The 23,240-nt window shown below is 59.4% G+C and carries 20 protein-coding genes; 6 read left to right on the top strand and 14 right to left on the bottom strand.

Annotated features, from left to right (window positions below; genetic code table 11):
• Nucleotides 1-55: 55 nt before the first annotated feature.
• On the bottom strand, nt 56-1,423 hold the full coding sequence (gene radA, locus IV01_RS17450) for a DNA repair protein RadA (protein WP_032627359.1): 1,368 nt from the start codon (nt 1,421-1,423) through the stop codon (nt 56-58).
• Nucleotides 1,424-1,616: 193 nt separating this feature from the next.
• On the opposite strand from radA, the gene mscL reads away from it, so the two are divergent.
• Nucleotides 1,617-2,063 (top strand): large-conductance mechanosensitive channel protein MscL, encoded by a 447-nt coding sequence (mscL, locus tag IV01_RS17455; protein ID WP_032627358.1) that lies wholly within the window; start codon nt 1,617-1,619, stop codon nt 2,061-2,063.
• A gap of 149 nt (nt 2,064-2,212) precedes the next feature.
• Here the strand turns inward: mscL and IV01_RS17460 are convergent, their stop codons facing one another.
• A complete protein-coding gene (locus IV01_RS17460) occupies nt 2,213-2,989 on the bottom strand; it encodes a ferredoxin--NADP reductase (protein ID WP_032627357.1) in 777 nt (258 codons plus the stop codon).
• A 516-nt stretch (nt 2,990-3,505) separates the two neighbouring features.
• Between IV01_RS17460 and IV01_RS17465 the strand changes: the two genes are divergently transcribed.
• The gene (locus IV01_RS17465; RefSeq protein ID WP_050507357.1) at nt 3,506-3,739 is read left to right on the top strand and encodes a LuxR C-terminal-related transcriptional regulator; all 234 of its coding nucleotides are present in this window, start codon (nt 3,506-3,508) and stop codon (nt 3,737-3,739) included.
• A gap of 119 nt (nt 3,740-3,858) precedes the next feature.
• Nucleotides 3,859-4,983 (top strand): methyltransferase, encoded by a 1,125-nt coding sequence (locus IV01_RS17470; RefSeq protein WP_032627356.1) that lies wholly within the window; start codon nt 3,859-3,861, stop codon nt 4,981-4,983.
• Nucleotides 4,984-5,187: 204 nt separating this feature from the next.
• Here the strand turns inward: IV01_RS17470 and IV01_RS0124825 are convergent, their stop codons facing one another.
• From IV01_RS0124825 to IV01_RS17480, 3 genes are read right to left on the bottom strand one after another with little or no spacing between them, the layout of a single operon-like run.
• Nucleotides 5,188-5,358 (bottom strand): DUF2474 domain-containing protein, encoded by a 171-nt coding sequence (locus tag IV01_RS0124825; protein ID WP_032627355.1) that lies wholly within the window; start codon nt 5,356-5,358, stop codon nt 5,188-5,190.
• Nucleotides 5,359-5,415: 57 nt separating this feature from the next.
• Entirely contained in the window at nt 5,416-6,423 is a 1,008-nt protein-coding gene (gene cydB, locus IV01_RS17475) for a cytochrome d ubiquinol oxidase subunit II (RefSeq protein ID WP_032627354.1), read from the bottom strand.
• A 3-nt stretch (nt 6,424-6,426) separates the two neighbouring features.
• Entirely contained in the window at nt 6,427-7,866 is a 1,440-nt protein-coding gene (locus IV01_RS17480) for a cytochrome ubiquinol oxidase subunit I (RefSeq protein ID WP_032627353.1), read from the bottom strand.
• Nucleotides 7,867-8,431: 565 nt separating this feature from the next.
• Here IV01_RS17480 and IV01_RS17485 point away from each other — a divergent pair.
• Nucleotides 8,432-9,679: an MFS transporter gene (locus tag IV01_RS17485; RefSeq protein WP_032627465.1), complete on the top strand. Its 1,248-nt coding sequence runs from the start codon at nt 8,432-8,434 to the stop codon at nt 9,677-9,679.
• Between the two features lie 164 nt (nt 9,680-9,843).
• Here the strand turns inward: IV01_RS17485 and IV01_RS17490 are convergent, their stop codons facing one another.
• From IV01_RS17490 to IV01_RS0124820, 3 genes are read right to left on the bottom strand one after another with little or no spacing between them, the layout of a single operon-like run.
• Nucleotides 9,844-12,042 carry a xanthine dehydrogenase family protein molybdopterin-binding subunit gene (locus IV01_RS17490; protein WP_032627352.1) on the bottom strand — a complete coding sequence of 733 codons (2,199 nt, stop codon included), beginning with the start codon at nt 12,040-12,042 and terminating at the stop codon, nt 9,844-9,846.
• Entirely contained in the window at nt 12,039-13,028 is a 990-nt protein-coding gene (locus tag IV01_RS17495; protein WP_032627351.1) for an FAD binding domain-containing protein, read from the bottom strand. The genes IV01_RS17490 and IV01_RS17495 overlap by 4 nt, the downstream gene beginning before the upstream one ends.
• Nucleotides 13,025-13,561 carry a (2Fe-2S)-binding protein gene (locus IV01_RS0124820; protein WP_032627350.1) on the bottom strand — a complete coding sequence of 179 codons (537 nt, stop codon included), beginning with the start codon at nt 13,559-13,561 and terminating at the stop codon, nt 13,025-13,027. Before IV01_RS0124820 ends, IV01_RS17495 begins: the two co-directional genes overlap by 4 nt.
• A gap of 734 nt (nt 13,562-14,295) precedes the next feature.
• Here IV01_RS0124820 and IV01_RS17500 point away from each other — a divergent pair.
• Complete coding sequence (locus tag IV01_RS17500) at nt 14,296-15,591, top strand: NCS2 family permease (protein ID WP_032627349.1); 1,296 nt, start codon at nt 14,296-14,298, stop codon at nt 15,589-15,591.
• Nucleotides 15,588-16,679 (top strand): tRNA (uridine(54)-C5)-methyltransferase TrmA, encoded by a 1,092-nt coding sequence (gene trmA / locus IV01_RS17505; protein WP_032627347.1) that lies wholly within the window; start codon nt 15,588-15,590, stop codon nt 16,677-16,679. The genes IV01_RS17500 and trmA overlap by 4 nt, the downstream gene beginning before the upstream one ends.
• Nucleotides 16,680-16,878: 199 nt before the next feature.
• On the opposite strand, the gene araD1 is transcribed toward trmA, so the two are convergent.
• From araD1 to IV01_RS27005, 6 genes are all read right to left on the bottom strand, one after another.
• On the bottom strand, nt 16,879-17,874 hold the full coding sequence (gene araD1 / locus IV01_RS17510) for an AraD1 family protein (protein WP_032627345.1): 996 nt from the start codon (nt 17,872-17,874) through the stop codon (nt 16,879-16,881).
• 123 nt (nt 17,875-17,997) lie between these two features.
• Nucleotides 17,998-19,173: an L-rhamnonate dehydratase gene (locus IV01_RS17515; protein WP_032627344.1), complete on the bottom strand. Its 1,176-nt coding sequence runs from the start codon at nt 19,171-19,173 to the stop codon at nt 17,998-18,000.
• 378 nt (nt 19,174-19,551) lie between these two features.
• A complete protein-coding gene (locus tag IV01_RS17520; protein ID WP_032627343.1) occupies nt 19,552-20,556 on the bottom strand; it encodes a 4-hydroxythreonine-4-phosphate dehydrogenase PdxA in 1,005 nt (334 codons plus the stop codon).
• Entirely contained in the window at nt 20,553-21,509 is a 957-nt protein-coding gene (locus IV01_RS17525) for an amidohydrolase family protein (RefSeq protein ID WP_032627342.1), read from the bottom strand. The genes IV01_RS17520 and IV01_RS17525 overlap by 4 nt, the downstream gene beginning before the upstream one ends.
• Nucleotides 21,502-22,845, bottom strand: a complete 1,344-nt coding sequence (locus tag IV01_RS17530; protein WP_032627341.1) for an MFS transporter — start codon at nt 22,843-22,845, stop codon at nt 21,502-21,504. Before IV01_RS17530 ends, IV01_RS17525 begins: the two co-directional genes overlap by 8 nt.
• Nucleotides 22,846-22,972: 127 nt before the next feature.
• Nucleotides 22,973-23,240, bottom strand: a 268-nt coding sequence (locus IV01_RS27005; protein WP_032627340.1) for a hypothetical protein, incomplete at its 5' end; no start/stop codon positions are given.

Below are 23,240 nucleotides of genomic sequence, written 5' to 3'. Positions count from 1 at the left end.
GGGTCTGGAATACCGTCATCGCGGGCAAGCGCGCTCCTACGAGGCTACGCAAACATCACTCAAACAACGCATCCAGCGCCTGCTCCAGCCGCGTCACGGCAATGACTTGCAATCCCGGCGGCGCTTCTTTCGGGGCGTTGCCTTTGGGGACGATCGCCCGTTTGAAGCCATGCTTGGCGGCCTCTTTGAGACGCTCCTGACCGCTGGGCACCGGGCGCACTTCGCCCGACAGACCCACTTCACCGAACACCAGCAAATCGTGGGGCAGCGGCCGGTTGCGCAAGCTGGACATGACGGCGGCCATCAACGCCAGATCGGAAGCAGTTTCCAAAACCTTGACGCCGCCCACCACATTGAGGAACACATCCTGATCGTGGGTCGGAATGCCGCCATGGCGATGCAGCACCGCCAGCAACATGGCCAGCCGGTTCTGATCCAGACCCAAGGTCACCCGACGCGGATTTGACATGTGGCTGTCGTCAACCAACGCCTGCACCTCCACCAGCATCGGCCGCGTCCCTTCCCATGTGGCCATCACCACACTGCCGGGGACTTCTTCCTGAGCACGGGTCAGAAAGATAGCTGATGGGTTGGAGACCTCCTTCAAGCCCTTGTCGGTCATGCCGAACACGCCCAGCTCGTTGACTGCACCAAAACGGTTCTTCACGGCTCGCAACAAGCGCAGACGCCCGTCGGACTCGCCTTCAAAGTACAGAACCGTGTCGACCATGTGCTCGAGCACTCGCGGGCCGGCCAACGCGCCTTCCTTGGTGACATGGCCCACAAGGAAAATCGCCGTGCCGCTCTGCTTGGCGTAACGCACCAGCAGGGCCGCACTCTCCCGTACCTGGGAGACGCCGCCCGGCGCGGACTGCAGCTGCTCGGTGAAGATCGTCTGGATCGAGTCGATCACCATGACCTTGGGCTTTTCCACCTTGGCCGTGGCGATGATGTTTTCGATGCAGGTTTCGGTCATGACCTTGAGCTTGTCCTGCGGCAAACCCAGACGACGGGCGCGCATGGCGACCTGCTGCTGGGATTCTTCGCCCGTGACATACAAAGCAGGCATGCGCTCGGCAATCGCGCACAGGGTTTGCAGCAGGATCGTGGATTTACCGATGCCGGGATCACCACCGATCAGCACCACCGAGCCGTCCACCAGACCACCGCCCAGCACCCGATCCAGTTCAGCGGAGTTGGTGGAGAAACGCGGAATTTCCTCGACGCTGACTTCAGCGAGGGTGCGGAGCTGGGTCTGTTGCCCGGTCCAGCTGGAGCGTCCGCTGGGCGGCGCGGCGCTGCCACTTTCCAGAACGGTTTCGACGAGGGTGTTCCAGGCACCACATTCAGTGCATTGCCCGGCCCACTTGGGAAAAGTCGCGCCGCATTCGGTGCAGCCATACAAGCGTTTGGCCTTGGCCATGACAACCCCACTGGTAAAAGTCGGCAATCATAACCCACCTCACGCTGACGCGTTTGTGCGCCTGAATGACAGCTTTTTGCTATCTCCGATAAAACTTCCCTGGCAGCGCTCGGTCGACTAAAGGTGCCCAGCGCAAAGCGTGCAGCTGTCTTACACTGCACTGGACCCAATAATCTGTAACAAGGAATATCCCATGAGCGTACTTAGCGAGTTCAAAGCCTTTGCCGTCAAAGGTAACGTGGTCGATATGGCCGTCGGTATCATCATTGGTGCGGCATTCGGCAAGATCGTTTCGTCGTTCGTCGGCGATGTAATCATGCCGCCTCTAGGGCTGCTGATCGGCGGCGTTGATTTCAGCGACCTTGCAGTCATCCTCAGGCCCGCAGAAGGCGCAGCCCCCGCAGTGGTGCTGGCTTACGGCAAATTCATCCAGACCGTCATCGACTTCATCATCGTGGCGTTCGCCATCTTCATGGGTGTCAAAGCCATCAACCGTCTGAAGCGTGAAGAAGCCAAGGCCCCAACCCTGCCGCCAACTCCCACCAAGCAGGAGTTGCTGCTGGGTGAGATTCGCGATCTGTTGAAAGAGCAGCATCAGCCTGCTGCGCCGATCACTGTGGATCCTAAGCATCCACTTTAAGTGCGAGGCCGCAGAGACCGAAGCCCTGTGGGAGCAAGCTTGCTTGCGAAGAGGCCAGTACATCCGCAGCCAATATTGCGACTGCTAGACTGCCTTCGCGAGCAAGCTCGCTCCCACATGGGTCTTGGGTTCTGCCTGCCTGCGATGTGCTACCAATAATTCTCCACCACAACCTGCCCTGGTCGGCGTGTCAGGTTAAGGTTCATGTCCCGCGCCTTGAGCAATGCCCGGGTGTCTTCGATCATTTGCGGATTGCCGCAGATCATCACCCTTGAGTGTTCAGGATTGAGCGGCAAACCCGCAGCTCTTTCCAGCTCGCCACTTTCAATCAACTGCGTGATGCGCCCATTCAGCGCGCCTGGAATTTGCTCCCGAGTGACCACCGGCACGTAGATCAACTTGTCCGCGTACTCGGCCAGATAATCACGCTCCGTCAGCCCTGCAATCAGCGTTTGATAGGCCAGCTCCTTCGATTCCCGGGCGCTGTACACCAACACAATGCGCTCGAACTTCTCCCACACCTCGAAATCCTGAAGGATCGACAGGAACGGGGCGACTCCCGTACCTGTGGATAACAACCACAGATCCCGACCATCAACGAACCGGTCCACTGTCAGATAACCCGTGGCCAGTTTTTCGATGAGCAAGGTGTCACCTTCCCGCAGCCGGCTCAGCTCACTGGTGAACTCGCCGTCGGGCACGACAATCGAGAAAAACTCCAGAAACTCGTCATGGGGTGAGGACACCATCGAGTACGCCCGCCAGACGATGCTGCCATCGGCTTTAGTCACCCCCAGGCGCGCAAACTGCCCGGCCGTGAAGCGAAAACCCGGGTCGCGGGTTGTGCGCAGAGTGAACAGGCTTGGGGTCAGCGGCGTCACGTCAAGAAGCGTCTGGCGGGTGTACTTTTCAGCGCTGGCGGTCATGGTTGATCCTGGCTCCTGCAAATGAAAACAGGGGCCAGTGTCCCGCAAAGCGCGATGGATAAACACCGGTGGTTTGTAGTGGTATCGATGTGAAACATCGCCCTACGGCGCCGCAGACCTGTGCAGAAGATTCTATGTTTGATCGCAAGTGATTAAGTGGGACCGGCTTTAGCCGGGAAGGCGGCATTTCAGACGATAAATATCGGGGGGATGTATCGGCTCCTTCCCGGCTAAAGCCGGTCCCACGTCGCACCTGGGCTTGCGGCCGATAAAACATACAGCCCGGTTAGACCATTTCTCTCTTGGACGTATAGCCGGACATCCAGACCCAATCGCAGCGAAACTCGGCGAGCCCCGATCTATAACGGTCTGGCCAAACCGCTAGATCTCCACGGGATAGATCGCCAGAACTCCATTTGTCTGCCGGGCCATTCAGGTGTATTTGTGCGACAGAATCCTTTTCTACACTCAAACGGCAACACAGGACTAAAGGACTTAGAGAAGCACGGAGGCAATATGGGGTCGCTTTCATTGGCACATGTGCATGAGTTTCCCAACCATCAGCTCACTACAAGAGAGATCGAAATACTGAAATGGAGTGCGGAAGGCAAAACGGCGGCGGACATCGCCATCATTTTGAGCATGAAAGAACGCACAGTGCATTTTCATGTGGCCAACGCGGTCCAGAAAATGGGGGCTTCGAACAAGATTTCGGCTGTGGTGCAGGCGGCATTGAGCGGGATGTTTTGAGCAAGGCAGCATGGACTGGGAAACGAAGGGATGCCAATCGGCAAAAAGCACGTAAAATCACCGCCTTCCACGAACCCGCATCCACGGGTATCGGTGACAAACCCAGAGTTCCCCCGCCCATGCCGCTGCTTGATACTCCGTTCGCCCAGCTTGATCTCATCCGCCAACCGGAACAGCAGGACGAACCGCTGCAGGCGTTCGATGCTGCGGATGAATACTTACTCAATTTCGTCGCTGAACAAGGCCTGACGCTGCAAAGCAAAGTGCTGGTGCTTAATGACAGCTTTGGCGCCCTGGCAGCCAGTCTGGCCCAACATGCCACCGTCACCAGCAGCACTGACTCCTTTCTTGCCGCTCAGGGTTTGCAGAAAAATCTGACCCGCAACGGTATGGCGTATGACGCAGTGACGCTGATCCCTGCCAGCGAAGCCATTAGTGGCCCCTTCGACTGGGTCCTGATCCGCGTACCAAAAACCCTGGCACTGCTGGAAGAGCAACTGATCCGCCTGCAAGGCCAACTGGCCCCCGATGCCCGAGTGGTCGCCGCGGCGATGGTTAAACACTTGCCGCGCTCGGCGGGTGAGCTGATCGAGGAATATATCGGCCCGGTCAGCGCCTCTCTGGCCGTCAAAAAGGCACGGCTGCTGTTCGCCACGCCCGAGCTCAAGGCAATCGTCGAGTCGCCCTACCCGACCCGCTATAAACTGGATGACCCGGCTATCGAGCTGCTCAATCACGCCAACGTGTTTTGCCGCGAAGGTCTGGACATCGGTACCCGGGCGTTCCTGCCTTATCTACCGAAAAACCTTGGTGCCGCGCGCGTCGCTGACCTGGGTTGCGGCAATGGGGTGTTGGCGATTGCCAGCGCCTTGAGCAATCCGCAGGCGCATTACACCCTGGTGGACGAGTCGTTCATGGCGGTGCAATCCGCCGCCGAAAACTGGCAGATTGCCTTGGGTGATCGCGACGTGGTGCTGCGTGCGGATGATGGTCTGGCCGCTCAAGAGCCTGATTCGCTGGACGTAGTGCTCTGCAACCCGCCCTTCCATCAGCAACAGGTGGTGGGGGATTTTCTCGCCTGGCGCATGTTCCAGCAGGCCCGCAACGCGCTTGTCCCTGGCGGTGCACTGTATGTAGTCGGCAATCGTCATCTGGGTTACCACACCAAGCTGGCACGCCTGTTTCGCGGGGTTGAGCAAGTTGCGGCGACGCCGAAGTTTGTGATTCTCAAGGCCCGGAAGTAACAGCCGGTCCTACGGGTTTAACTGCTCCCTGTGGGAGCGAGCTTGCTCGCGAAGAGGTCCGCCCGTCTGGCAGATATCTGTGCGCAGGAATATTGCCTTCGCGAGCAAGCTCGCTCCCACCGTTCCCCCGAATATTGAGCAAAAAAACCCTCCATAAGGAGGGTTGAAAACCGCGTCGATGGGACGCGGGACGGGATATGCAAATCAGTGGGTCGTCAGACCTGCAGCGTTCATGAACAGTCGTAGCAAGCTGGCGACAATGAACAGCGCAAAAACACTGGCGGCCCAGATGCCGACCAGCCATGCCAGTCGCTGCCACAGCGGCTTTTTCATCGCCGGGTCTTGCTCGTCATGAAAAGATTCGTTGCCTGACATCGCCAGTTTCTCCTCTATCGATATAGCCCCGGCGCCACGCACCGGGGCTGCTTTCTACTAGTGGTAACCATCTTCATGGGTGACCTTGCCGCGGAATACGTAGTAGCTCCAGAAGGTGTAACCCAGGATGAACGGGATAATGAACAGCGTCCCCACCAGCATGAAGCCTTGGCTCTGCGGCGGTGAAGCCGCGTCCCAGATGGAGATCGACGGCGGCACGATGTTCGGCCACAGGCTGATACCCAGACCGCTGTAGCCAAGGAAGATCAGCAACAGGGTCAGCAGGAACGGGGTGTAGTTGGCATTGCGCGCCACGGCCTTGAACAAACCGTACATGGTCACCAACACCAGAATTGGCACCGGCAGGAACCAGAACAGGTTCGGCAGCGTGAACCAGCGGCTGGCGATGTCTGCGTGAGCCAGCGGCGTCCAGATGCTGACTACACCGATCACCGCCAGCAGCGCGGTGGCCAATGGACGGGCCAGATCGTGCATCGCTTTTTGCAGCGCGCCTTCGGTCTTCATGATCAGCCAGGTGCAACCCAGCAGTGCATAAGCCACGATCAACGCCAGGCCACAGAACACCGTGAACGGCGTAAGCCAATCCAGGCCTCCTCCGGCAAACTGGCGATTGACCACCGGAAAACCGTCGATGAAAGCACCCAGCGCCACACCCTGGAAGAACGTCGCTGCGAGTGAGCCACCAATAAAGGCTTTGTCCCACAGGTGACGTTTCTCTTCAGTGGCCTTGAAGCGGAACTCGAAAGCCACGCCACGGAAAATCAGCCCCATGAGCATCAGGATCAGTGGCAGATACAGCGCCGACAGCACCACCGAGTAGGCCAGCGGGAAGGCGCCGAACAAAGCGGCACCACCCAGCACCAGCCAGGTCTCGTTACCGTCCCAGACCGGAGCGACGGTATTCATCATCACGTCGCGGTCGCCGCTGTCTTTCATGAACGGGAAGAGAATCCCGATGCCGAGATCGAAGCCGTCCATCACCACGTACATCATGATGCCGAAGATGATAATCACGGCCCAGATAAGCGGAAGATCAATACCCATGGCTCAGTTCCCCTTACCCAGACTGTCGAGATTGTCGCCGTCTTCTGCACCTTCAACCGCAGCAGACAGAGGACGTGCCGGTGTGCGTTTTTGGCCCGGACCGCCCTGAGGCGTGTGCTCAACGTAGGCTTTTGGCCCTTTGCGCACCAGACGCATCATGTAACCCAGACCGGCACCGAACAGCAGGAAGTACACCACCACGAACAGCACCAGGGTGATGCTCATCTGCATCACGCTGTGCCCGGATGATGCATCGGCGGTGCGCATCAGGCCGTAGACGACCCATGGCTGACGACCGATTTCTGTGGTGAACCAGCCAGCCAGAATGGCGATCAGACCAGACGGACCCATCCACAAGGCCAGGTACAGGAACAGACGATTCTGGTACAGCGTGCCCCGCTTGCGCAGCCACAGACTCCACAGGCCAGTGAAGATCATCAGGAAGCCCAGGCCGACCATGACCCGGAACGACCAGAACACAATGGTCGAATTCGGACGGTCCTCAGGCTTGAATTCCTTGAGCGCCGGCACCTGTTTATCGAGGCTGTGAGTCAGGATCAAACTGCCCAGGTACGGGATTTCCACCGCGTACTTGGTGCGCTCTTCTTTCATATCCGGCAGGCCGAACAGGATCAGCGGCGTAGGTTCGTCACCGACGTTTTCCCAGTGGCCTTCAATCGCAGCGATTTTCGCTGGTTGATGCTCAAGGGTATTCAAACCGTGGAAGTCCCCGACGACCGCTTGCACAGGGGCAACAATCAACGCCATCCACATTGCCATGGAAAGCATTTTGCGCACTTGCGGGGTATCGCGACCGCGCAGCAAATGCCAGGCAGCGGACGAGCCGACGAAGAACGCCGTGGCCACGAAAGCGGCAATGGACATGTGCAGCAGGCGGTACGGGAATGACGGGTTGAAGACCACGGCGAACCAGTCCGTCGGGATGACCCGACCGTCAATGATTTCGAAGCCTTGCGGCGTCTGCATCCAGCTGTTGGACGAGAGAATCCAGAATGTCGAGATCAGGGTGCCGATGGCGACCATGACCGTCGAAAAGAAGTGCAGATTGCGGCCGACGCGGTTCCAGCCGAACAGCATGACGCCGAGGAAGCCCGCTTCGAGGAAGAATGCGGTGAGCACTTCATAGGTCAGCAGAGGTCCGGTGACGGCCCCGGCAAAGTCGGAGAAGCGGCTCCAGTTGGTACCAAACTGGTACGCCATGACCAGACCTGACACAACACCCATGCCGAAGTTGACGGCAAATATCTTCGACCAGAAATGGTAAAGGTCTCGATAAACGTTGTTATGGGTCTTCAGCCACAGGCCTTCGAGCACGGCCAGGTAACTCGCCAGGCCGATGGTGATGGCAGGGAACAGAATATGGAACGAGATGGTAAACGCGAACTGAATTCGGGCGAGCTCAAGTGCATCTAAACCGAACATAGGTCTTCCTCTATCAGGTGATACGACTGACGACCCGAGGCCAGCAGCCACTGCCCCCACGGTTATGAGCATTGCGTAACAAGATTGTTCGATCTCGTTTCGCACTCCAGGGAGTCCGTCAAGCCGCCTGCTGCTTCTTTTGCCTTTTCGGGCATTGACGCAGATCAACTGACTGTCAAAGAGTAGTCGTATTTGGACATATCGAGCGTGTGGTCTTTTGTCGCGTGGCGAGTTGCCTCAGGTCTGGAAATCCCTGTAGATCTCATCGGCATATCAAAATAAGCCATTGAATTTATATGGTTTTTTGTGGGAGCGAGTTTGCTCGCGAAGGGGCCCGAAAAACCTGAGCGTCCTTTCAACCTGAACACCGCCTTCGCGAGCAAGGTGGAGCGCCACCCCGGTCGCCCCACAAGCCCACCACTTGCTGCTCGACAGCGCACCTTTACGAAGGGGTACAGAAATAGCGCGAATCCATACGGCTTGTTTATTTAATGGATCCCTTTAACGCAACGTAATGTTACAAACTGGTAATCTTGCCCCCCCTCCCGCCTGGCTGCTGTTGCTCATGTCGACTCAAGCACCTGTGTTGTTGCGCCATCATCGTCCGTTCGTCGCGTTCTGGTTCGCCCGTATCTTCACCGCCAGCGGTTTCCAGATGCTGACCGTGGCCATCGGCTGGAATCTTTATCAACTGACCGGCAACGTGCTGGACCTGGGTCTGGTCGGGCTGGTTGAGTTTGCGCCCCGCGTCCTGTTCATGCTGCACACCGGCCACGTCGCTGACCGCTACGACCGGCGCAAGGTCGCGGCGATTTGCCAGACTGCACAGGCGTGCATCGCACTGGCGCTGTTCATTGGCAGCAGCACCGACAGTGTCACACGGGAAATGATCTTCATTCTGGCCTTCGCACTCGGCGCTTCCCGCTCATTCGAGATGCCTACCACCCAGGCCCTGCTGCCGAGCATCGTGCCGCCGGCGCTGTTCCCTCGGGCCGTTGCCGCTGCGCAATCGGCGCAGCAATCGGCAACCATCGTGGCGCCGGCACTGGGCGGTTTCCTTTATGCGTTCGGCAGCAGTTGGGTCTATGGCCCGACAGTGCTGCTGTATGTGATTGCCTGCTCGCTGATGCTCAGCCTGCCCGCCCGGCAGACGCCGCTGAACAAGGGCAAGGCGACCTTGCACTCGTTGCTGGCCGGGATTCGCTTCATCCGCAGTCGTCCTGACGTATTGGGTGCCATTTCGCTGGATTTGTTCGCCGTATTGTTGGGGGGCGCAACAGCGCTGCTACCGGTATTCGCCAAGGACATCCTGCTCACCGGCCCCTGGGGCCTGGGCATGCTGCGCTCGGCACCGGCAGTTGGCGCACTGGCCATGTCGCTGTGGCTGGCGCACTTCAATGTCGAACGGCATGTGGGTCGGGTGATGTTTACCGCCGTCGGGGTTTTCGGCGTAGCAACCATTGCCTTCGGCCTGTCGACATCGTTCTGGTTTTCCATGGCGGTGCTGGTGGTGCTGGGCGCAGCGGACATGATCAGCATGGTGATCCGTGCGTCATTCGTGCAGCTGGAGACGCCCGACGAGATGCGCGGACGGGTCAGCGCAGTCAACGGGCTGTTCATTGGCGCATCGAATCAGCTGGGAGAATTTGAATCAGGCCTGACGGCCCACTGGTTCGGGGTAGTCCCGGCCGTAGTCATGGGGGGCGTGGGCACCCTCGCGGTGACCGGAATCTGGATCAAACTGTTCCCGACCCTGGCCAACCGGGATCGCATGCGCGATGTGGTGGCGGAGGCGGAAGAGGTGAAGGTTTAAGAAGCGCGTCCGATCGATGCCAGGATGAATTTTGTGGGAGCGGTGCTTGGTCTGGGCGGCATTCCGACGATAAGGGCGCCGCAATTCAAAGTGAACCGAGTCCGGCCTTATCGTCGGAATGCCGCCCAGACCAAGCACCGCTCCCACAGGATGTGATGCTGTCTTTAGAGCACCTTATCCAGCGTTATCGGGAAGTCCCGCACCCGCTTGCCTGTCGCGTGGTAGATGGCATTCGCTACCGCTGCCGCCACGCCGACAATGCCGATTTCACCGACACCTTTGGAACCCAGCGCATTGACGATGTTGTCTTCTTCTTCGACAAAAATCACATCAATGTCGCCAATATCGGCGTTAACCGGTACGTGGTACTCCGCCAGACTGTGATTCATGAAGCGGCCGAGGTTGTGATCGGTCTGGGTCTCTTCATGCAGCGCCATGCCGATGCCCCAGACTACGCCACCGAGAATCTGGCTACGGGCCATTTTCGGGTTGACCACGCGACCTGCGGCGATGGCGCTGACCACACGGCTGACACGAATGCTGCCCAGGTCTTCATCCACCTGCACCTCAACGAACACTGCCGAATGGGTGGCCGTGGCATAGCCTTCGCGCTTTTTGTCAGGCTCGGCGTCGATCTGTACAGCCAGGCCGTCAGGCAGGCCGCTGAGTACTTCGCTGACCGCAATCCGATGATCACCAAGATTCAGATAGCCCTCGGCAACGGTCATTTGATCGGCCCGCGCCGATGCAAAGCGTGGATCAACCTGACGCGCCACTTCAAACAGCTTCTGACGCAACGCCTTGCTGGCCTGCTGCACCGCTGTGCCCACCGATGACACGGTGAACGAGCCACCCTGCAACGGCGCAGTCGGCAAAGAAGAATCACCGAGCAGGAACGTTGTATCGGCAACAGAAACCCCCGCTGCCGCTGCGGCAATCTGGGTCATGACGGTATAGGTGCCGGTGCCGATATCCGTGGTGGCGCTGCTGACAGTCAATTTGCCTGCCGCGTCGATGTGCGCCTTGGCACTGGCCTTCATCTGCATGGATTCCCAGACACCGCCCGCCATGCCCCAGCCGATCAGCTGTCGGCCTTCACGCATGCTGCGCGGTTCCGGGTTGCGACGACTCCAGCCGAAACGCTCGGCGCCTTCGGCATAACAGGCACGCAGCTCTTTACTAGAGTAGGGCTTGTCTTCATTGCCGTTGCGCTCAGCGAAATTGATCAGCCGCAGCTGGACCGGATCGATAGCCAGCGCGCAGGCCAACTCGTCCATGGCGCATTCCAGGCCAATGACGCCCAACGCGGCACCTGGCGCGCGCATGTCCAGCGGGGTGTGAACATCCAGCGGCGCCAGTTTGTAAGTCAACTCCACGTTGTCGCATTTATAGAGCATGCCGCTCCACTCGACGACGTGTTCCGTGAAGTCTTCAAACCGCGAGGTCTGACCAATCGCCTCGTGGGCCACCGCCATCAGCCGACCGTTGGCCGCCGCGCCCAGTCGCAAATGCTGCAAGGTGCGCGGGCGATAGCCAAAGGTGAACATCTGCTGGCGGGTCAGGGTCACACGGACCGAGCGCTTGAGTTCCAGCGCTGCCATCACCGCCAATGGCAGCTGGTACTGCGGCCGCAGACCTGAACCGAAGGCACCACCGACGAAGGCCGCAAACACGCGGATTTTTTCCTTCTCGATGTCGAACACCTTGTGCAGGTAATCCTGACAGTTCTGTGGCCCCTGGGTCTTGTCGTGAATGTGCAGGCTACCGTCGGGTTGATACAGAACAGTCGACGCGTGAGGCTCCATCGGGTTGTGATGTTCCACCGGGGTGCTGTAATGCGCATCGACACGCAGCGCGGCACCCGCAAACTCGGCTTGAAAGTTGCCCCGGGGCTTGGGCAGCTCGGCAGGTGCTGGATGGCTTTGCTCGCTCACCGCCGGTAGATCGGTCTGATGAGGCTCGACCAGATATTCGATGCGCACCAGCGACCCGGCATAGCGTGCCAGTTCCAGGGTTTCGGCCACGACCAGGGCCAGCGGCTGGCCGCTGTACAGCACCCGATCGTTATACAACGGACGGAACGGTGAACCCTCTGCCGAATCGGCATCTTCGTAGCTTTCGTCATAGCTGGCGAGCTTGGGCCGGTTCTTGTGATCCAACACCATGACCACGCCCGGCACACGCAAGGCTTCGGTAATGTCGATGTGAGTCACCCGTCCGCGAGCAATAGTGCTGGAGACGACGCTGCCGTACAGCAGACCGGTTTCCGGGTATTCCCCGGCATAACGGGCCCCACCGGTGACTTTCAGTTGGCCGTCGACCCGATCCAAGGCCTGACCGATTGGCGATACTGGGGTATTCATCGGGCATTTCCTCCCACTGCAGCATCGCTCAGGGCGCGAATAATCGCCCGACGTGCCAATTTGACTTTGAAAGCGTTGTGTTCAAGAGGCTGGGCGTCGGCCAGTAGGGCATCGGCCGCAGCGGCGAAGCTGTCCCGGGAGACTGGCTTGCCGATCAACAGCTGCTCGGCGGCCTTGTCGCGCCACGGTTTGTGAGCGACGCCGCCCAGAGCCAGACGTGCGCCACGGATGACGTCGCCGTCCAGATCGAGGGCCGCGGCCACAGAGATCAGGGCAAACGCGTAAGACGCTCGATCACGGATCTTCAGGTAGTTGCCCTGTCCGGCGAAGCCTGGAGGTGGCAACTCGACGGCGGTGATCAGCTCGTCATCGGCGAGTTGGTTATCCCGCTGCGGCGCGTCGCCTGGTAGACGGTGGAAATCTGCGAACTCGATGCGGCGCTGCCCTGCCCGACCTTCGACATGCACCACCGCCTCCAGCGCCGCAAGGGCGACACACATATCGGACGGATGCGTGGCGACGCATTCATCGCTGGCACCCAGGATCGCATGGATTCGGTTCAGGCCATCCCGCGCCGGACAGCCGCTGCCCGGTTCGCGCTTATTGCACGGCACCGTCGAGTCATAGAAGTAATAGCAGCGGGTGCGTTGCAACAGGTTGCCACCGGTGCTCGCCATGTTGCGCAACTGCGGCGAGGCACCCGCCAGCACCGCTTGGGAGAGCAATGGATAACGCTGCTCGATCAGTGGATGCCAGGCCAGATCGGCGTTACTCACCAGCGCGCCGATCATTAGCCCGCCTTCGGCGGTTTCACTGACTTCATTCAGAGGCAGGCCAGTGATGTCGATCAGGTGCTCGGGGCGGGTGAGGTTTTCCTTCATCAGGTCGAGCAGGTTGGTGCCACCCGCGATAAACCGGGTCGCCGCGCCACTGAGGTTGACGGCCTCGCTGACATTGGTGGGTCGGCTATAAGTAAAAGGGTTCATCGGCTGCCTCCCGCTTTCTCGAATCTGCCTGTTGCTTGCTGGTCCATTTGAGGCAGCGCTTCTTCTACAGCAGCGACGATGTTGCTGTACGCGCCGCAACGGCACAGGTTGCCGCTCATCAATTCCTTGATCTCGGCGGTACTGCCAGCCCGCCCCTCATTGGCCAGCCCGACGGCGGAGCAGATCTGCCCCGGCGTGCAATAACCGCACTGGAATGCATCGTGTTTGATGAACGCCTGCTGCATCGGATGCAACTGGTCGCCGTCCGCCAGACCTTCAATGGTGGTCAGCTCGGCGCCGTCGCACATGATCGCCAGGGTCAGGCAGGAATTAATCCGTTTGCCATCGCGCAGCACCGTGCAGGCGCCGCATTGGCCGTGGTCGCAACCTTTCTTGGTGCCAACCAGATCGAGCTGGTCACGGAGCAGGTCAAGCAGCGTGGTCCAGGGCTGAACATTGAGCTGTCGCGCCTGACCATTGAGCGTCAGGGTGATCGCATGGCCGGCGAAATCCTGGGTTGATGGTGAACTCATGGGAACCTCACGGTAGGTATTCAAACAGCGCAGTTTTCTGCGTCTTAGGGGTACGACTTATGAGATTTGGCAATCGTTCAGCGTTTTTGATGGGGTGCGCGGAGCTACGGTTGGAATGCGTACCTGTGGGAGCGGTGCTTGCCCGCTATTCAGGCAACGCGGTTCGGCAGATGTACCGCGTCATCTTTCATCGCGGGCAAGCGCGCTCCTACAAGCCGCATTCCTCCGTTGGAGCGTGTGGGCGGCATTCCGACTTGCCCGCGAAGCAGTCGCTGCGGTGTATCAGGCATACCGCGTCATCGTTCATCGCGAGCAAGCTCGGCTCCTACAAGGCCGCATTCCTCCGTTGGAGCGTGTGGCCGGCATTCCGACTTGCCCGCGAAGCAGGCGCTGCGGTGTATCAGGCATACCGCGTCATCGTTCATCGCGGGCAAGCGCGCTCCTACAAGCCGCATTCCTCCGTTGGAGCGTATGGGCGGCATTCCGACTTGCCCGCAAACTAGGCGCTGCGGTGTATCGGGCAACCGCGTCATCGTTCATCGCGAGCAACCTCAGTTCCTACAGGAAAGCTGCGCCAACAGCCGTTCATCGCCAGGCAGTCATAAGTCCGCGCGACTGGTATCATGCGCGGCTTTTTCCGACCGGCACAAAATCCGCGGACCGCTTTGGCTGTCTGTGCTTTGCTGTCTGAGTCGATTCATTCACGGCGCAGGCGCGTCACCGGGGAGCCAGACATGCTGGAACGGCTGTTTCAACTCAAGGCACACAACACCAATGTGCGCACCGAGATTCTCGCGGGCGTCACGACCTTTCTGGCGATGGCTTACATTCTGTTCGTCAACCCAAGCATCCTTGGGGCGACTGGCATGGACAAGGGCGCACTGTTCGTCGCCACCTGTCTGGCTGCGGCCATCGGCTCGGCGACCATGGGCATCATCGCCAACTACCCGATTGCCCTGGCACCGGGCATGGGCCTCAACGCGTTCTTCACCTACACCGTGGTGCTGCACTTGGGCCACACCTGGCAAGTCGCGTTGGGCGCGGTGTTCCTGTCGGCGGTGATGTTCTTCATCCTGTCGATCTTTCGCATCCGCGAATGGATCATCAACAGCATCCCGCTACCGCTGCGTTCGGCGATTGCCGCCGGTATCGGCCTGTTTCTGGCGCTGATTGCCCTGCATAACGCCGGCATCGTGGTCAGTAACCCGGCCACCATGGTTGGCATAGGCGACCTGAGGCAGCCTGCTCCGGTACTTGCGACCCTGGGTTTCTTCCTGATCGTTGCCCTGGAGAAACTCCAGGTCCGTGGCGCAGTGCTGATCGGTATTCTGGCGGTGACCATCGTTTCGATCCTGCTGGGCGTCACGCCGTTCGGTGGCGTAGTTTCCATGCCACCATCCCTTGCCCCGACCTTCCTGCAGCTGGACATCAAAGGCGCTTTTGATATCGGCCTGATCAGCGTGATCTTCGCCTTCCTGTTCGTCGACCTGTTCGACAACTCCGGCACCCTGATCGGCGTTGCCAAGCGTGCTGGCCTGATGGACAAGAATGGTCATATGCCGAAGATGGGCCGCGCCCTGATCGCCGACAGCACCGCCGCCATGGCCGGCTCGCTGTTGGGCACATCAACCACTACCAGTTACATCGAATCAGCTGCAGGCGTGAGCGCTGGCGGCCGTACCGGTCTGACGGCCATCGTGGTGGCGATACTGTTCCTGTTGGCGCTGTTTTTTGCCCCGCTGGCGGGCAGTGTTCCGGCATTCGCCACCGCTCCGGCGTTGCTGTTTGTCGCAGTACTGATGACCTCCGGCCTCGCGGAAATCGACTGGGATGACCTGTCGGTGGCGGCGCCGGTGGTGATCACTGCCCTGGCGATGCCTTTCACCTATTCCATCGCCAACGGCATTGCCTTTGGTTTCATCGCCTGGACAGGCATCAAACTGTTGTCAGGCCAGTGGCGCGAGTTGAATCCTGCGCTGGTGATCCTGTCGATCCTGTTCGTTATCAAATTGGGTTGGTTTCCGGCATGAGTGCGAGTATTCCTTTCGATCCGGCGAGCTACGATACTCAGCTCGCCGCCAAAACCGAGCGCCTGCGTGAGCTGCTGGCACCGTTCGACGCCCCCGAGCCGCAGATCTTCGACTCGCCCACGGCAAACTACCGGCTGCGTGCCGAGTTCCGCCTGTGGCGCGAAGACCAGAAGCGTCACTATGCGATGTTCACCCCCGGCGATAACAAGAACCCGATCCTGCTGGACGGCCTGCCGATAGCCAGCCTGCGCATCAATGCCTTGATGCCGGTGCTGCGTGATCGCTGGGAAGCCAGCAAAGTCCTCAATCACAAGTTGTTTCAGGTGGACTTCCTCACCACCCTGGCTGGCGACGCGATGATCACCCTGTGTTATCACCGCCCGCTGGACGACGAATGGATGGCCGAAGCCGAGAAGCTGGCAGCTGATCTGGACGTAAGCCTGATCGGCCGCTCCAAGGGCCAGCGTCTGGTGATTGGTCGTGATTACGTAACCGAACAGCTGGACGTCGCCGGTCGCACCTTCAGCTATCGCCAGCCCGAAGGCGCGTTCACCCAGCCCAACGGCACCGTGAACCAGAAGATGCTCGAATGGGCCTACGCAGCACTAGGCGACCGGGAAGATGATTTGCTGGAGCTGTATTGCGGCAACGGCAACTTCACTCTGCCCTTGGCGACCCGGGTGCGCAAAGTGCTGGCCACTGAAATCAGCAAAACTTCAGTCAACGCTGCCTTGAGCAACCTGGCCGATAACGCTGTGGACAACGTGACCCTGGTGCGTCTGTCCGCTGAAGAGCTGACTGAAGCCCTGAACGAAGTGCGCCCGTTCCGCCGTCTGCATAGCGTGGATTTGAAGAGCTATGAGTTCGGCAGTGTGTTCGTTGATCCGCCGCGTGCCGGGATGGATCCAGACACTTGCGAGTTGACCCGTCGTTTCGAGCGAATCCTGTACATTTCCTGCAACCCGGAAACCCTGGCCGCCAACATCGCCCAGCTCAACGACACCCACCGTGTGGAGCGTTGCGCGCTGTTCGACCAGTTCCCGTATACCCACCATATGGAGTCGGGGGTGTTGCTAGTTCGCCGGTGACAGCTTCCATCAAAAAAAACTGACTATCTGAATTGGAATGCTTTTTATGTAGGAGCGCGCTTGCCCGCGATGGCGTAGGTCAGGCAAGACATCTTTTGCTGACACTCCGCATCGCGGGCAAGCGCGCTCCTACAGGTTCCGTGTTTGCAGCACAACAGCGCGGCTGTACGTACGACGCGCACATTCCTAAGCACGAGCTTTACAGCGCTTTTATCTGCCCAATCCCCACTGCCTGCGGCCCTTCGCCGATGCCGTTTTCCAGCGGTGCGCCGAAGGCATCCAGACTGATCTGGAAGCGGTCGCCCGGCTGGGTTTTGACGCCGTCGGCAAACGACAGGGTCGCGGTGCCGAAGTAGTGAATATGCACATCCCCCGGACGCAAAAACTGCGCGTACTTGAAGTGGTGATATTCAAGGTTGGCCAGGCTGTGGCACATGTTGTCTTCGCCGCTGAGAAACTCCTTTTCCCACAGCACTTGCCCATCGCGCAGCACGCGGCTCATCCCGGACAAATGGCGCGGTAACTCATCCACTCGCAATTCCGGGCCGTAAGCGCAGTAACGCAATTTGGAATGCGCCAGGTACAGGTAATTGCGGCGCTCCATCACGTGGTCGGAAAACTCGTTGCCCAAGGCATAACCGAGCCGATACGGCTGGCCGTCATCACCAATCACATACAGGCCGGTGAGCTCTGGTTCTTCGCCTGCGTCTTCGGCAAATGACGGCACCGGGAAATCAGCACCAGGCCGCACGACGATACTGCCATCACCCTTGTAGAACCATTCCGGCTGGGCACCGACCTCACCAGCTGCCGGTTTGCCGCCTTCAATGCCCCACTTGAAGATTTTCATGGTGTCGGTCATGCCCGCTTCGACCTGACCTTCATGCTGATGCATCTTGTCCCGTGCCGAAGCGCTGCCCAAGTGGGTCAGGCCTGTGCCGCTGATCAGGCAATGGGCCGGATCTTCGTGATCCAGCGGCGGCAGGATTTGCCGGTTTTGCAGCAACGTTGCGTATTCCGGTCCCGGCTCGGTGCCGCGGCTGGCGACTTGATCGGCCAGGCTTTTGCCGGCGCGAATAGCGGTCAGCGCCAGCTCGCGAGTGCTTTGGGTATCACGTACAACATTGACCCGCTCGCCATCGACGAGGCCGACGTGGCGTTGTCCGGATTGGGTTTCGAACTGGATAAGGCGCATGGTTATCTCCACAGATTGAGAACCGTAGGAGCGCGCTTGCCCGCGAAGGGCCATACCTGCCGATAGAGATGCATTGGATGTACCGACCTAATCGCGGGCAAGCGCGCTCCTACAAATCGAGCGTTACTCGATGATGTTGAAATCACTCAGGTACTCATCGGAAATTTCCAGTCCCAGCCCCGGTTTGTTGTCATCCAGCTGGATATAGCCATTGACCGGCTGAGGCTCGCCCTTGAACACGTAGTAGAACAGCTCGTTGCCGACCTCAACGTCGAACACCGGGAAGAACTCGGCCATTGGCGACGCGGTGGTGGACATGGTCAGGTGGTAGTTGTGCATCTGCCCGGCATGGGGGATGACCGGCACCGACCAGGCCTCGGCCATGGCGTTAATCTTGCGCGCGGCGGTAATACCGCCGACGCGATTGGTATCGTACTGAATCACGTCCACAGCACGGCGTTCCAGCAGGTCTTTGAAGCCGTAGGAAGTGAATTCATGTTCACCGCCGGAGATCGGCATGATGTTCATCTTTTTCAGCTCGATATAGCCTTCGATGTCATCGGCAATCACCGGTTCTTCGAGCCAGCGCGGCTCGAATTCGGCCAGTTTCGGCAACATGCGGCGCGCATATTCCAGGGTCCAGCCCATGTAGCACTCAAGCATGATGTCCACGTCAGGACCAGCCAGCTCGCGTAAGGCGCGCACTTGCTCGATGTTACGACGCATACCGGCAGGGCCGTCTTTAGGGCCATAACCGAAACGCATTTTCAGCGCGGTGAAGCCCTGATTCAGATAGCCCTGGGCTTCTTCTAGGAACAGATCGAGGTTGTCGTTGGCATACAGCTTGGAGGCGTAGGTCCAGATCTTTTCCTTGGTCCGGCCGCCGAGCAGTTTAAAGACCGGCTTGTTCACGGCCTTGCCCATGATGTCCCAGATGGCGATGTCGATGGCCGAAATGGCCGCCATGCCGATGCCTTTGCGACCCCAGGCGTGGCTCTGGCGATACATCTTCTGCCAGATATATTCGTTGTCGAACGGGTCTTCGCCGATGGCGATGGGTGCCAGGTAGGTGTCGATGATTTCCTTTGCCACCCGCGGCGCCAGGGCGCAGTTACCGATGCCGACCAGGCCAGTGTCAGTTTCTATCTCGACCACCAGCCAGCCGTGAAAACGGAACGACCCCATGGCATCGCCACGTTCGAAGAGGATATCGCTGGCATTGGTGCAGAAGTGCGCTTGAGGAGGAACAACCTTGCCTTTCCATTCGAAGACACGGGTACGAATCGCTTTGATTTTCATGGGCTGCTTTTCCTTATGCGCCGGTATGTCCTGCATGGCGCGGGACCGGCTTTTTGTAGTTGTTGATCGACAAGTCGATGGGGAAATTTAGCCAGCTGCGAAGGGGGACGGCTAATCACTTATGCGTATCCAGTGATAGCTTGGGGTGATCGGTGAAAGAGAATATCCCGGGATAAAGTTATCAGCGTCCGTATCAGGACGCTGCGGTGCAAGATCTGACGTCATCGCGGGCAAGCGCGCTCCTACTTCATATCCGCATTCCAACTGTAGGAGCGCGCTTGCCCGCGATGGCGATATTCCCTTCACCGAAAATCCAACAAAAAAACCGCAGATCGTTAGGCAAACCGATCTGCGGCCAAAAAGAGCTGCTGCGTTAAATCAATAAGAACTACGCCCCATCCGGCAGGCGATTTCGAAGGCCTGGCGGATTGCGCCGACGTTGGCCTTACCCTGCCCGGCGATATCAAACGCAGTGCCATGCGCAGGCGTAGTGATCGGGATCGGCAACCCGCCTTGCACGGTCACGCCCCGGGAGAAGCCCATCAGTTTGATCGCGATCTGCCCCTGGTCGTGATACATGGTCACCACTGCATCAAAGGCACTGGCATCGCCCTGCACTTTGAGGAAAATCGTGTCGCCGGGGTAAGGGCCGTCGGCGGCAATACCCTGCTCCTGAGCGGTTTTCACGGCGGGGCCGATGATGTCCAGCTCCTCACGCCCGAACGAGCCGTTGTCGCCGTTGTGCGGGTTGAGGCCACACACGCCGATACGCGGACGTTCCAGCCCGTTGCGTTTGAGCGCGGTGTCGATCAGGCGAATCGCCTCGACTACCCGATTCTGATTGAGCATGCCCGGCACTGCTGACAACGCGACATGGGACGTCACGCGCGAAGTCCACAGATTGTCCAGCACGTTGAATTCACAGAACGGACCATCAAAGCCCAACAGTTCGGCGAACCAGTGCAATTCGTCGCTATGAGCCATGCCTGCCATGTGCAGCGAGGTTTTGTTCAGCGGGCCGAACAACACGGCGTCGGTGGTTTTCGCGGCGGTCAGCTCGACGGCGATTTTCAGCGTGTCCAGGCAATAACGCCCGCCCATGACACTGGCTTCGCTGCGGGCGAATTCGCCTGTCGTATCACCGCGATAATTGAAGAACAGCGGCGTGTCATCGCTGAAGTCCAAATCCTGCAACGACTCCACCTGACGATACGGAAACTCTTTGCCCGCGATCTGCATGCCGCGCTGCATTTCTGCTTCGTCAGCAATCAGGATCACCTGGGCCTGGCTGCGCACCTGCGGCTCGGCCAGCAGACGGGCAATCAGCTCAGGGCCAATGCCAGCCGGATCGCCCAATACCATCGCAATTCGGGTCTTGCTCATGCTTGATTCCTCATCTGTTCGGGCCACGTCTGCGCAGTGGCTGAAGGCTCGCAACGATAGACACGTTGCGCATTGCTATAGAAAAGTTGCTGCTGCTGGGCAATGGGCAAATCGCGAACGATCTGCTTGAAGCCGCCATAAATGTCGTCGAACGAGCCGCACAGGCTGTCCACCGGAAAATTACTGGCAAACATCGCCCGCTCTGCGCCGAACATGGCGATGATCTCGCTCACGATCCAGGCGTTGTCTTCCGCCCGCCAGGGTTTGCCACGCTGGCCGAGACCAGAAATTTTCACCACGATATTTGGCTGCTCGGCCAGTCGGCTCATGGCTGCATGCCAACCGGCAAGCCCTTGCTCGCTGCGGTCCGAAGGCAGACCGGCGTGATTGAGGATGATCGTGGTTTCGGGAAAATCCCGAGCCAGCAGTTCGGCTTCCGGCAGATTCCACCAGGGTGTCTGTAAATCGAAATGCAGACCCAGATCGTGCAGAGCGGCAAAGCTGCGACGCCAGTGCGGGTCGCTCATCAGGCTGCGTTGGGTGCCGACTTGTTGCGGCGCCTGCGGGCCGCCCGGTTTGTGCCTCACGCTGCGCACGCCAGCAAAAGCTGCCTGGGCACGCAGAAGATCAATGGCGTCCGGGTGATCGAGCCAGGCCTGGGCGACGATGGCGTTCGGCACGCCGTAGCGGGCGTTCAGTTGCTCGACAAAGCGCGTCTCGCCAATCGGGTCGCTGGGGTCCCATTCGGTCTCGACGTAGACGGTCTGCACCACGTGATGCTGGCCTGCATCGGCGAAGTATTCCTGCGGCAGGTAAAGCCGCTTGATCGCCGAGTAGTCACCGTATCGAAACGGGATGTTCACGCCCTCAGCCAACCATGGATGGTAGTTGGTCTGCGGGTCCCAGAAATGATGGTGGGCATCGACGATGGGGCCGTCGTACAAGTCAGACATCGGCCACCTCACGCTGACCATCCAGGCTGATAAACAGTGTGGCAAGAACAAACAGCGCTGCGCAGATGGCGAAGAAGCTCAACACCGCGCCAAAGCCGCCGAAATATTGCAGGATCACCCCGACCAGAATCGGTACGAAGATCCCACCGACGCTGCCAGCCAGGTTCATGACGCTGCCGATCAGGCCGACCCGGGCCGGAGCCGCGAGCAGCGCCGGGAAGCTCCAGTACAGGCTGCCCCACATCAGGAAGAACGCCGTCATTGCCAGCACGCCGACTGCCGCAAACGGGTCACTCAAGGTAGGTAGCAAGATCAGTGCGCCCAAGGCAACCAGGCCCGAGAAGGTCAGCAGGCCCTTGATCGCCAGACCCCGACGCACGCCTTTGCGAATCAAGCCATCGCATAGAAAGCCGCCGGTCAACGAGCCCAGCGCGCCGAAGATGAAAATCACGAAGGTCGCCGCGCCGATGCCTTTGATATCAAAGCCCCGAGCCTGGGCGAGATAACTCGGGCCCCAGGTTAGCAAACCGAAATAGACCATTGCCCAACTGGACCGACCCACCAGCAGGCCTGTCAGGGAACGGGCAGCAATGCCCAGACCTTTGACCGGCGCACGGGCCGCTTCGGCAGCGGGCGTGGCGCGACCGGCGTTGATCTTGTCCAGCTCTGCCTGATTCACCTGTGGATGCACGGAGGGGTCGTCGCGCAGATAACGCCATGACACCCAGCCCAGCATCAGGGTCGCCACACCAGCGATGACGAACGCCATGCGCCAAGAGTCCAGAGTCGCGATCAGGTAAGCAATGATCAAACCGCCAAGCGCCACGCCCAGCGGGCTGCCGCTGTCCATCATGACCGCACCGCGGCTGCGTTCGCTGGGTGCCAGCCACAGGGAAATCAGTTTGCCGCCTGAGGGAAACAACGGCGCTTCGGCCGCGCCGAGGAACATCCGCGCAAACAGCAGCGAGACACCGCCGGTAGCGAACCCGGCCAGTACTTGAAACGTGCCCCACAACCCGGTGGACCAAGTGATCACCCGGCGCGGACCGAAGCGGTCAATCATCCAGCCGCCGGGAATCTGCAGCAGCGCATAGGCCCAGAAGAAACTGCTGAGGATCAAGCCCTGCATGCTCGGCGAAAGTTCGAATTCTTTGGCGATGGTGGGCATGGCGATGGACAGCGAAACCCGGTCGATCAGGTTGACCATGGTCAACAGAAAGATAATCCCGAAAATCTTCCAGCGAACTGAAGTGGCTCGGGCCGTTGTAGCGACTGCCGGATTACCGGTAGCGACACCTGCAGCAGGCAGGTGCACGGGTGCACTGGAACGATCCATGGTGCGTACCTCGTTTTATTGTTTTTGTTGTGGTGTTGCTGTGGCGATCACTATCCGAGGCGAAGTGATAACCGTCTAATCAAAAAAACACATACGGTGATAACCCTGGAGTATCGCTATGTTTGAATCAATGCCCAGTCCGGTGGGAGCGAGCAAGCTCGGCTCCTACCGAGTCATCGTTCATCGCGGGCAAGCACCGCTCCCACAGGGGTACGCGGCACGCCAGCCACACCGCGTCATCGTTCTTCGCGAGCAAGCTCGGCTCCAACAGGCGACTGAGTTTCCCGTTGGAGCGAGGCTTGCCCGCTAACCAGACGCCCCGGTTCATCAGTCCTACCGAGTCATCGTTCATCGCGAGCAAGCACCGCTCCCACAGGGGTACGCGGCACGCCAGG

Origin of the sequence: Pseudomonas syringae (assembly GCF_000737245.1) — a bacterium.
Classification (GTDB): Bacteria; Pseudomonadota; Gammaproteobacteria; order Pseudomonadales; family Pseudomonadaceae; genus Aquipseudomonas; species Aquipseudomonas syringae_J.
The sequence above is the reverse complement of the archived record's forward strand: the minus strand, read 5'-3'. Positions and strand labels throughout refer to the sequence as shown.

Excerpts from the sequence above, each read along its gene's own strand:
- radA (WP_032627359.1), bottom strand. The coding sequence starts at position 1,423 with ATGGCCAAGGCCAAACGCTTGTATGGCTGCACCGAATGCGGCGCGACT.
- mscL (WP_032627358.1), top strand. The coding sequence starts at position 1,617 with ATGAGCGTACTTAGCGAGTTCAAAGCCTTTGCCGTCAAAGGTAACGTG.
- IV01_RS17460 (WP_032627357.1), bottom strand. The coding sequence starts at position 2,989 with ATGACCGCCAGCGCTGAAAAGTACACCCGCCAGACGCTTCTTGACGTG.
- IV01_RS17465 (WP_050507357.1), top strand. The coding sequence starts at position 3,506 with ATGGGGTCGCTTTCATTGGCACATGTGCATGAGTTTCCCAACCATCAG.
- IV01_RS17470 (WP_032627356.1), top strand. The coding sequence starts at position 3,859 with ATGCCGCTGCTTGATACTCCGTTCGCCCAGCTTGATCTCATCCGCCAA.
- IV01_RS0124825 (WP_032627355.1), bottom strand. The coding sequence starts at position 5,358 with ATGTCAGGCAACGAATCTTTTCATGACGAGCAAGACCCGGCGATGAAA.
- cydB (WP_032627354.1), bottom strand. The coding sequence starts at position 6,423 with ATGGGTATTGATCTTCCGCTTATCTGGGCCGTGATTATCATCTTCGGC.
- IV01_RS17480 (WP_032627353.1), bottom strand. The coding sequence starts at position 7,866 with ATGTTCGGTTTAGATGCACTTGAGCTCGCCCGAATTCAGTTCGCGTTT.
- IV01_RS17485 (WP_032627465.1), top strand. The coding sequence starts at position 8,432 with ATGTCGACTCAAGCACCTGTGTTGTTGCGCCATCATCGTCCGTTCGTC.
- IV01_RS17490 (WP_032627352.1), bottom strand. The coding sequence starts at position 12,042 with ATGAATACCCCAGTATCGCCAATCGGTCAGGCCTTGGATCGGGTCGAC.
- IV01_RS17495 (WP_032627351.1), bottom strand. The coding sequence starts at position 13,028 with ATGAACCCTTTTACTTATAGCCGACCCACCAATGTCAGCGAGGCCGTC.
- IV01_RS0124820 (WP_032627350.1), bottom strand. The coding sequence starts at position 13,561 with ATGAGTTCACCATCAACCCAGGATTTCGCCGGCCATGCGATCACCCTG.
- IV01_RS17500 (WP_032627349.1), top strand. The coding sequence starts at position 14,296 with ATGCTGGAACGGCTGTTTCAACTCAAGGCACACAACACCAATGTGCGC.
- trmA (WP_032627347.1), top strand. The coding sequence starts at position 15,588 with ATGAGTGCGAGTATTCCTTTCGATCCGGCGAGCTACGATACTCAGCTC.
- araD1 (WP_032627345.1), bottom strand. The coding sequence starts at position 17,874 with ATGCGCCTTATCCAGTTCGAAACCCAATCCGGACAACGCCACGTCGGC.
- IV01_RS17515 (WP_032627344.1), bottom strand. The coding sequence starts at position 19,173 with ATGAAAATCAAAGCGATTCGTACCCGTGTCTTCGAATGGAAAGGCAAG.
- IV01_RS17520 (WP_032627343.1), bottom strand. The coding sequence starts at position 20,556 with ATGAGCAAGACCCGAATTGCGATGGTATTGGGCGATCCGGCTGGCATT.
- IV01_RS17525 (WP_032627342.1), bottom strand. The coding sequence starts at position 21,509 with ATGTCTGACTTGTACGACGGCCCCATCGTCGATGCCCACCATCATTTC.
- IV01_RS17530 (WP_032627341.1), bottom strand. The coding sequence starts at position 22,845 with ATGGATCGTTCCAGTGCACCCGTGCACCTGCCTGCTGCAGGTGTCGCT.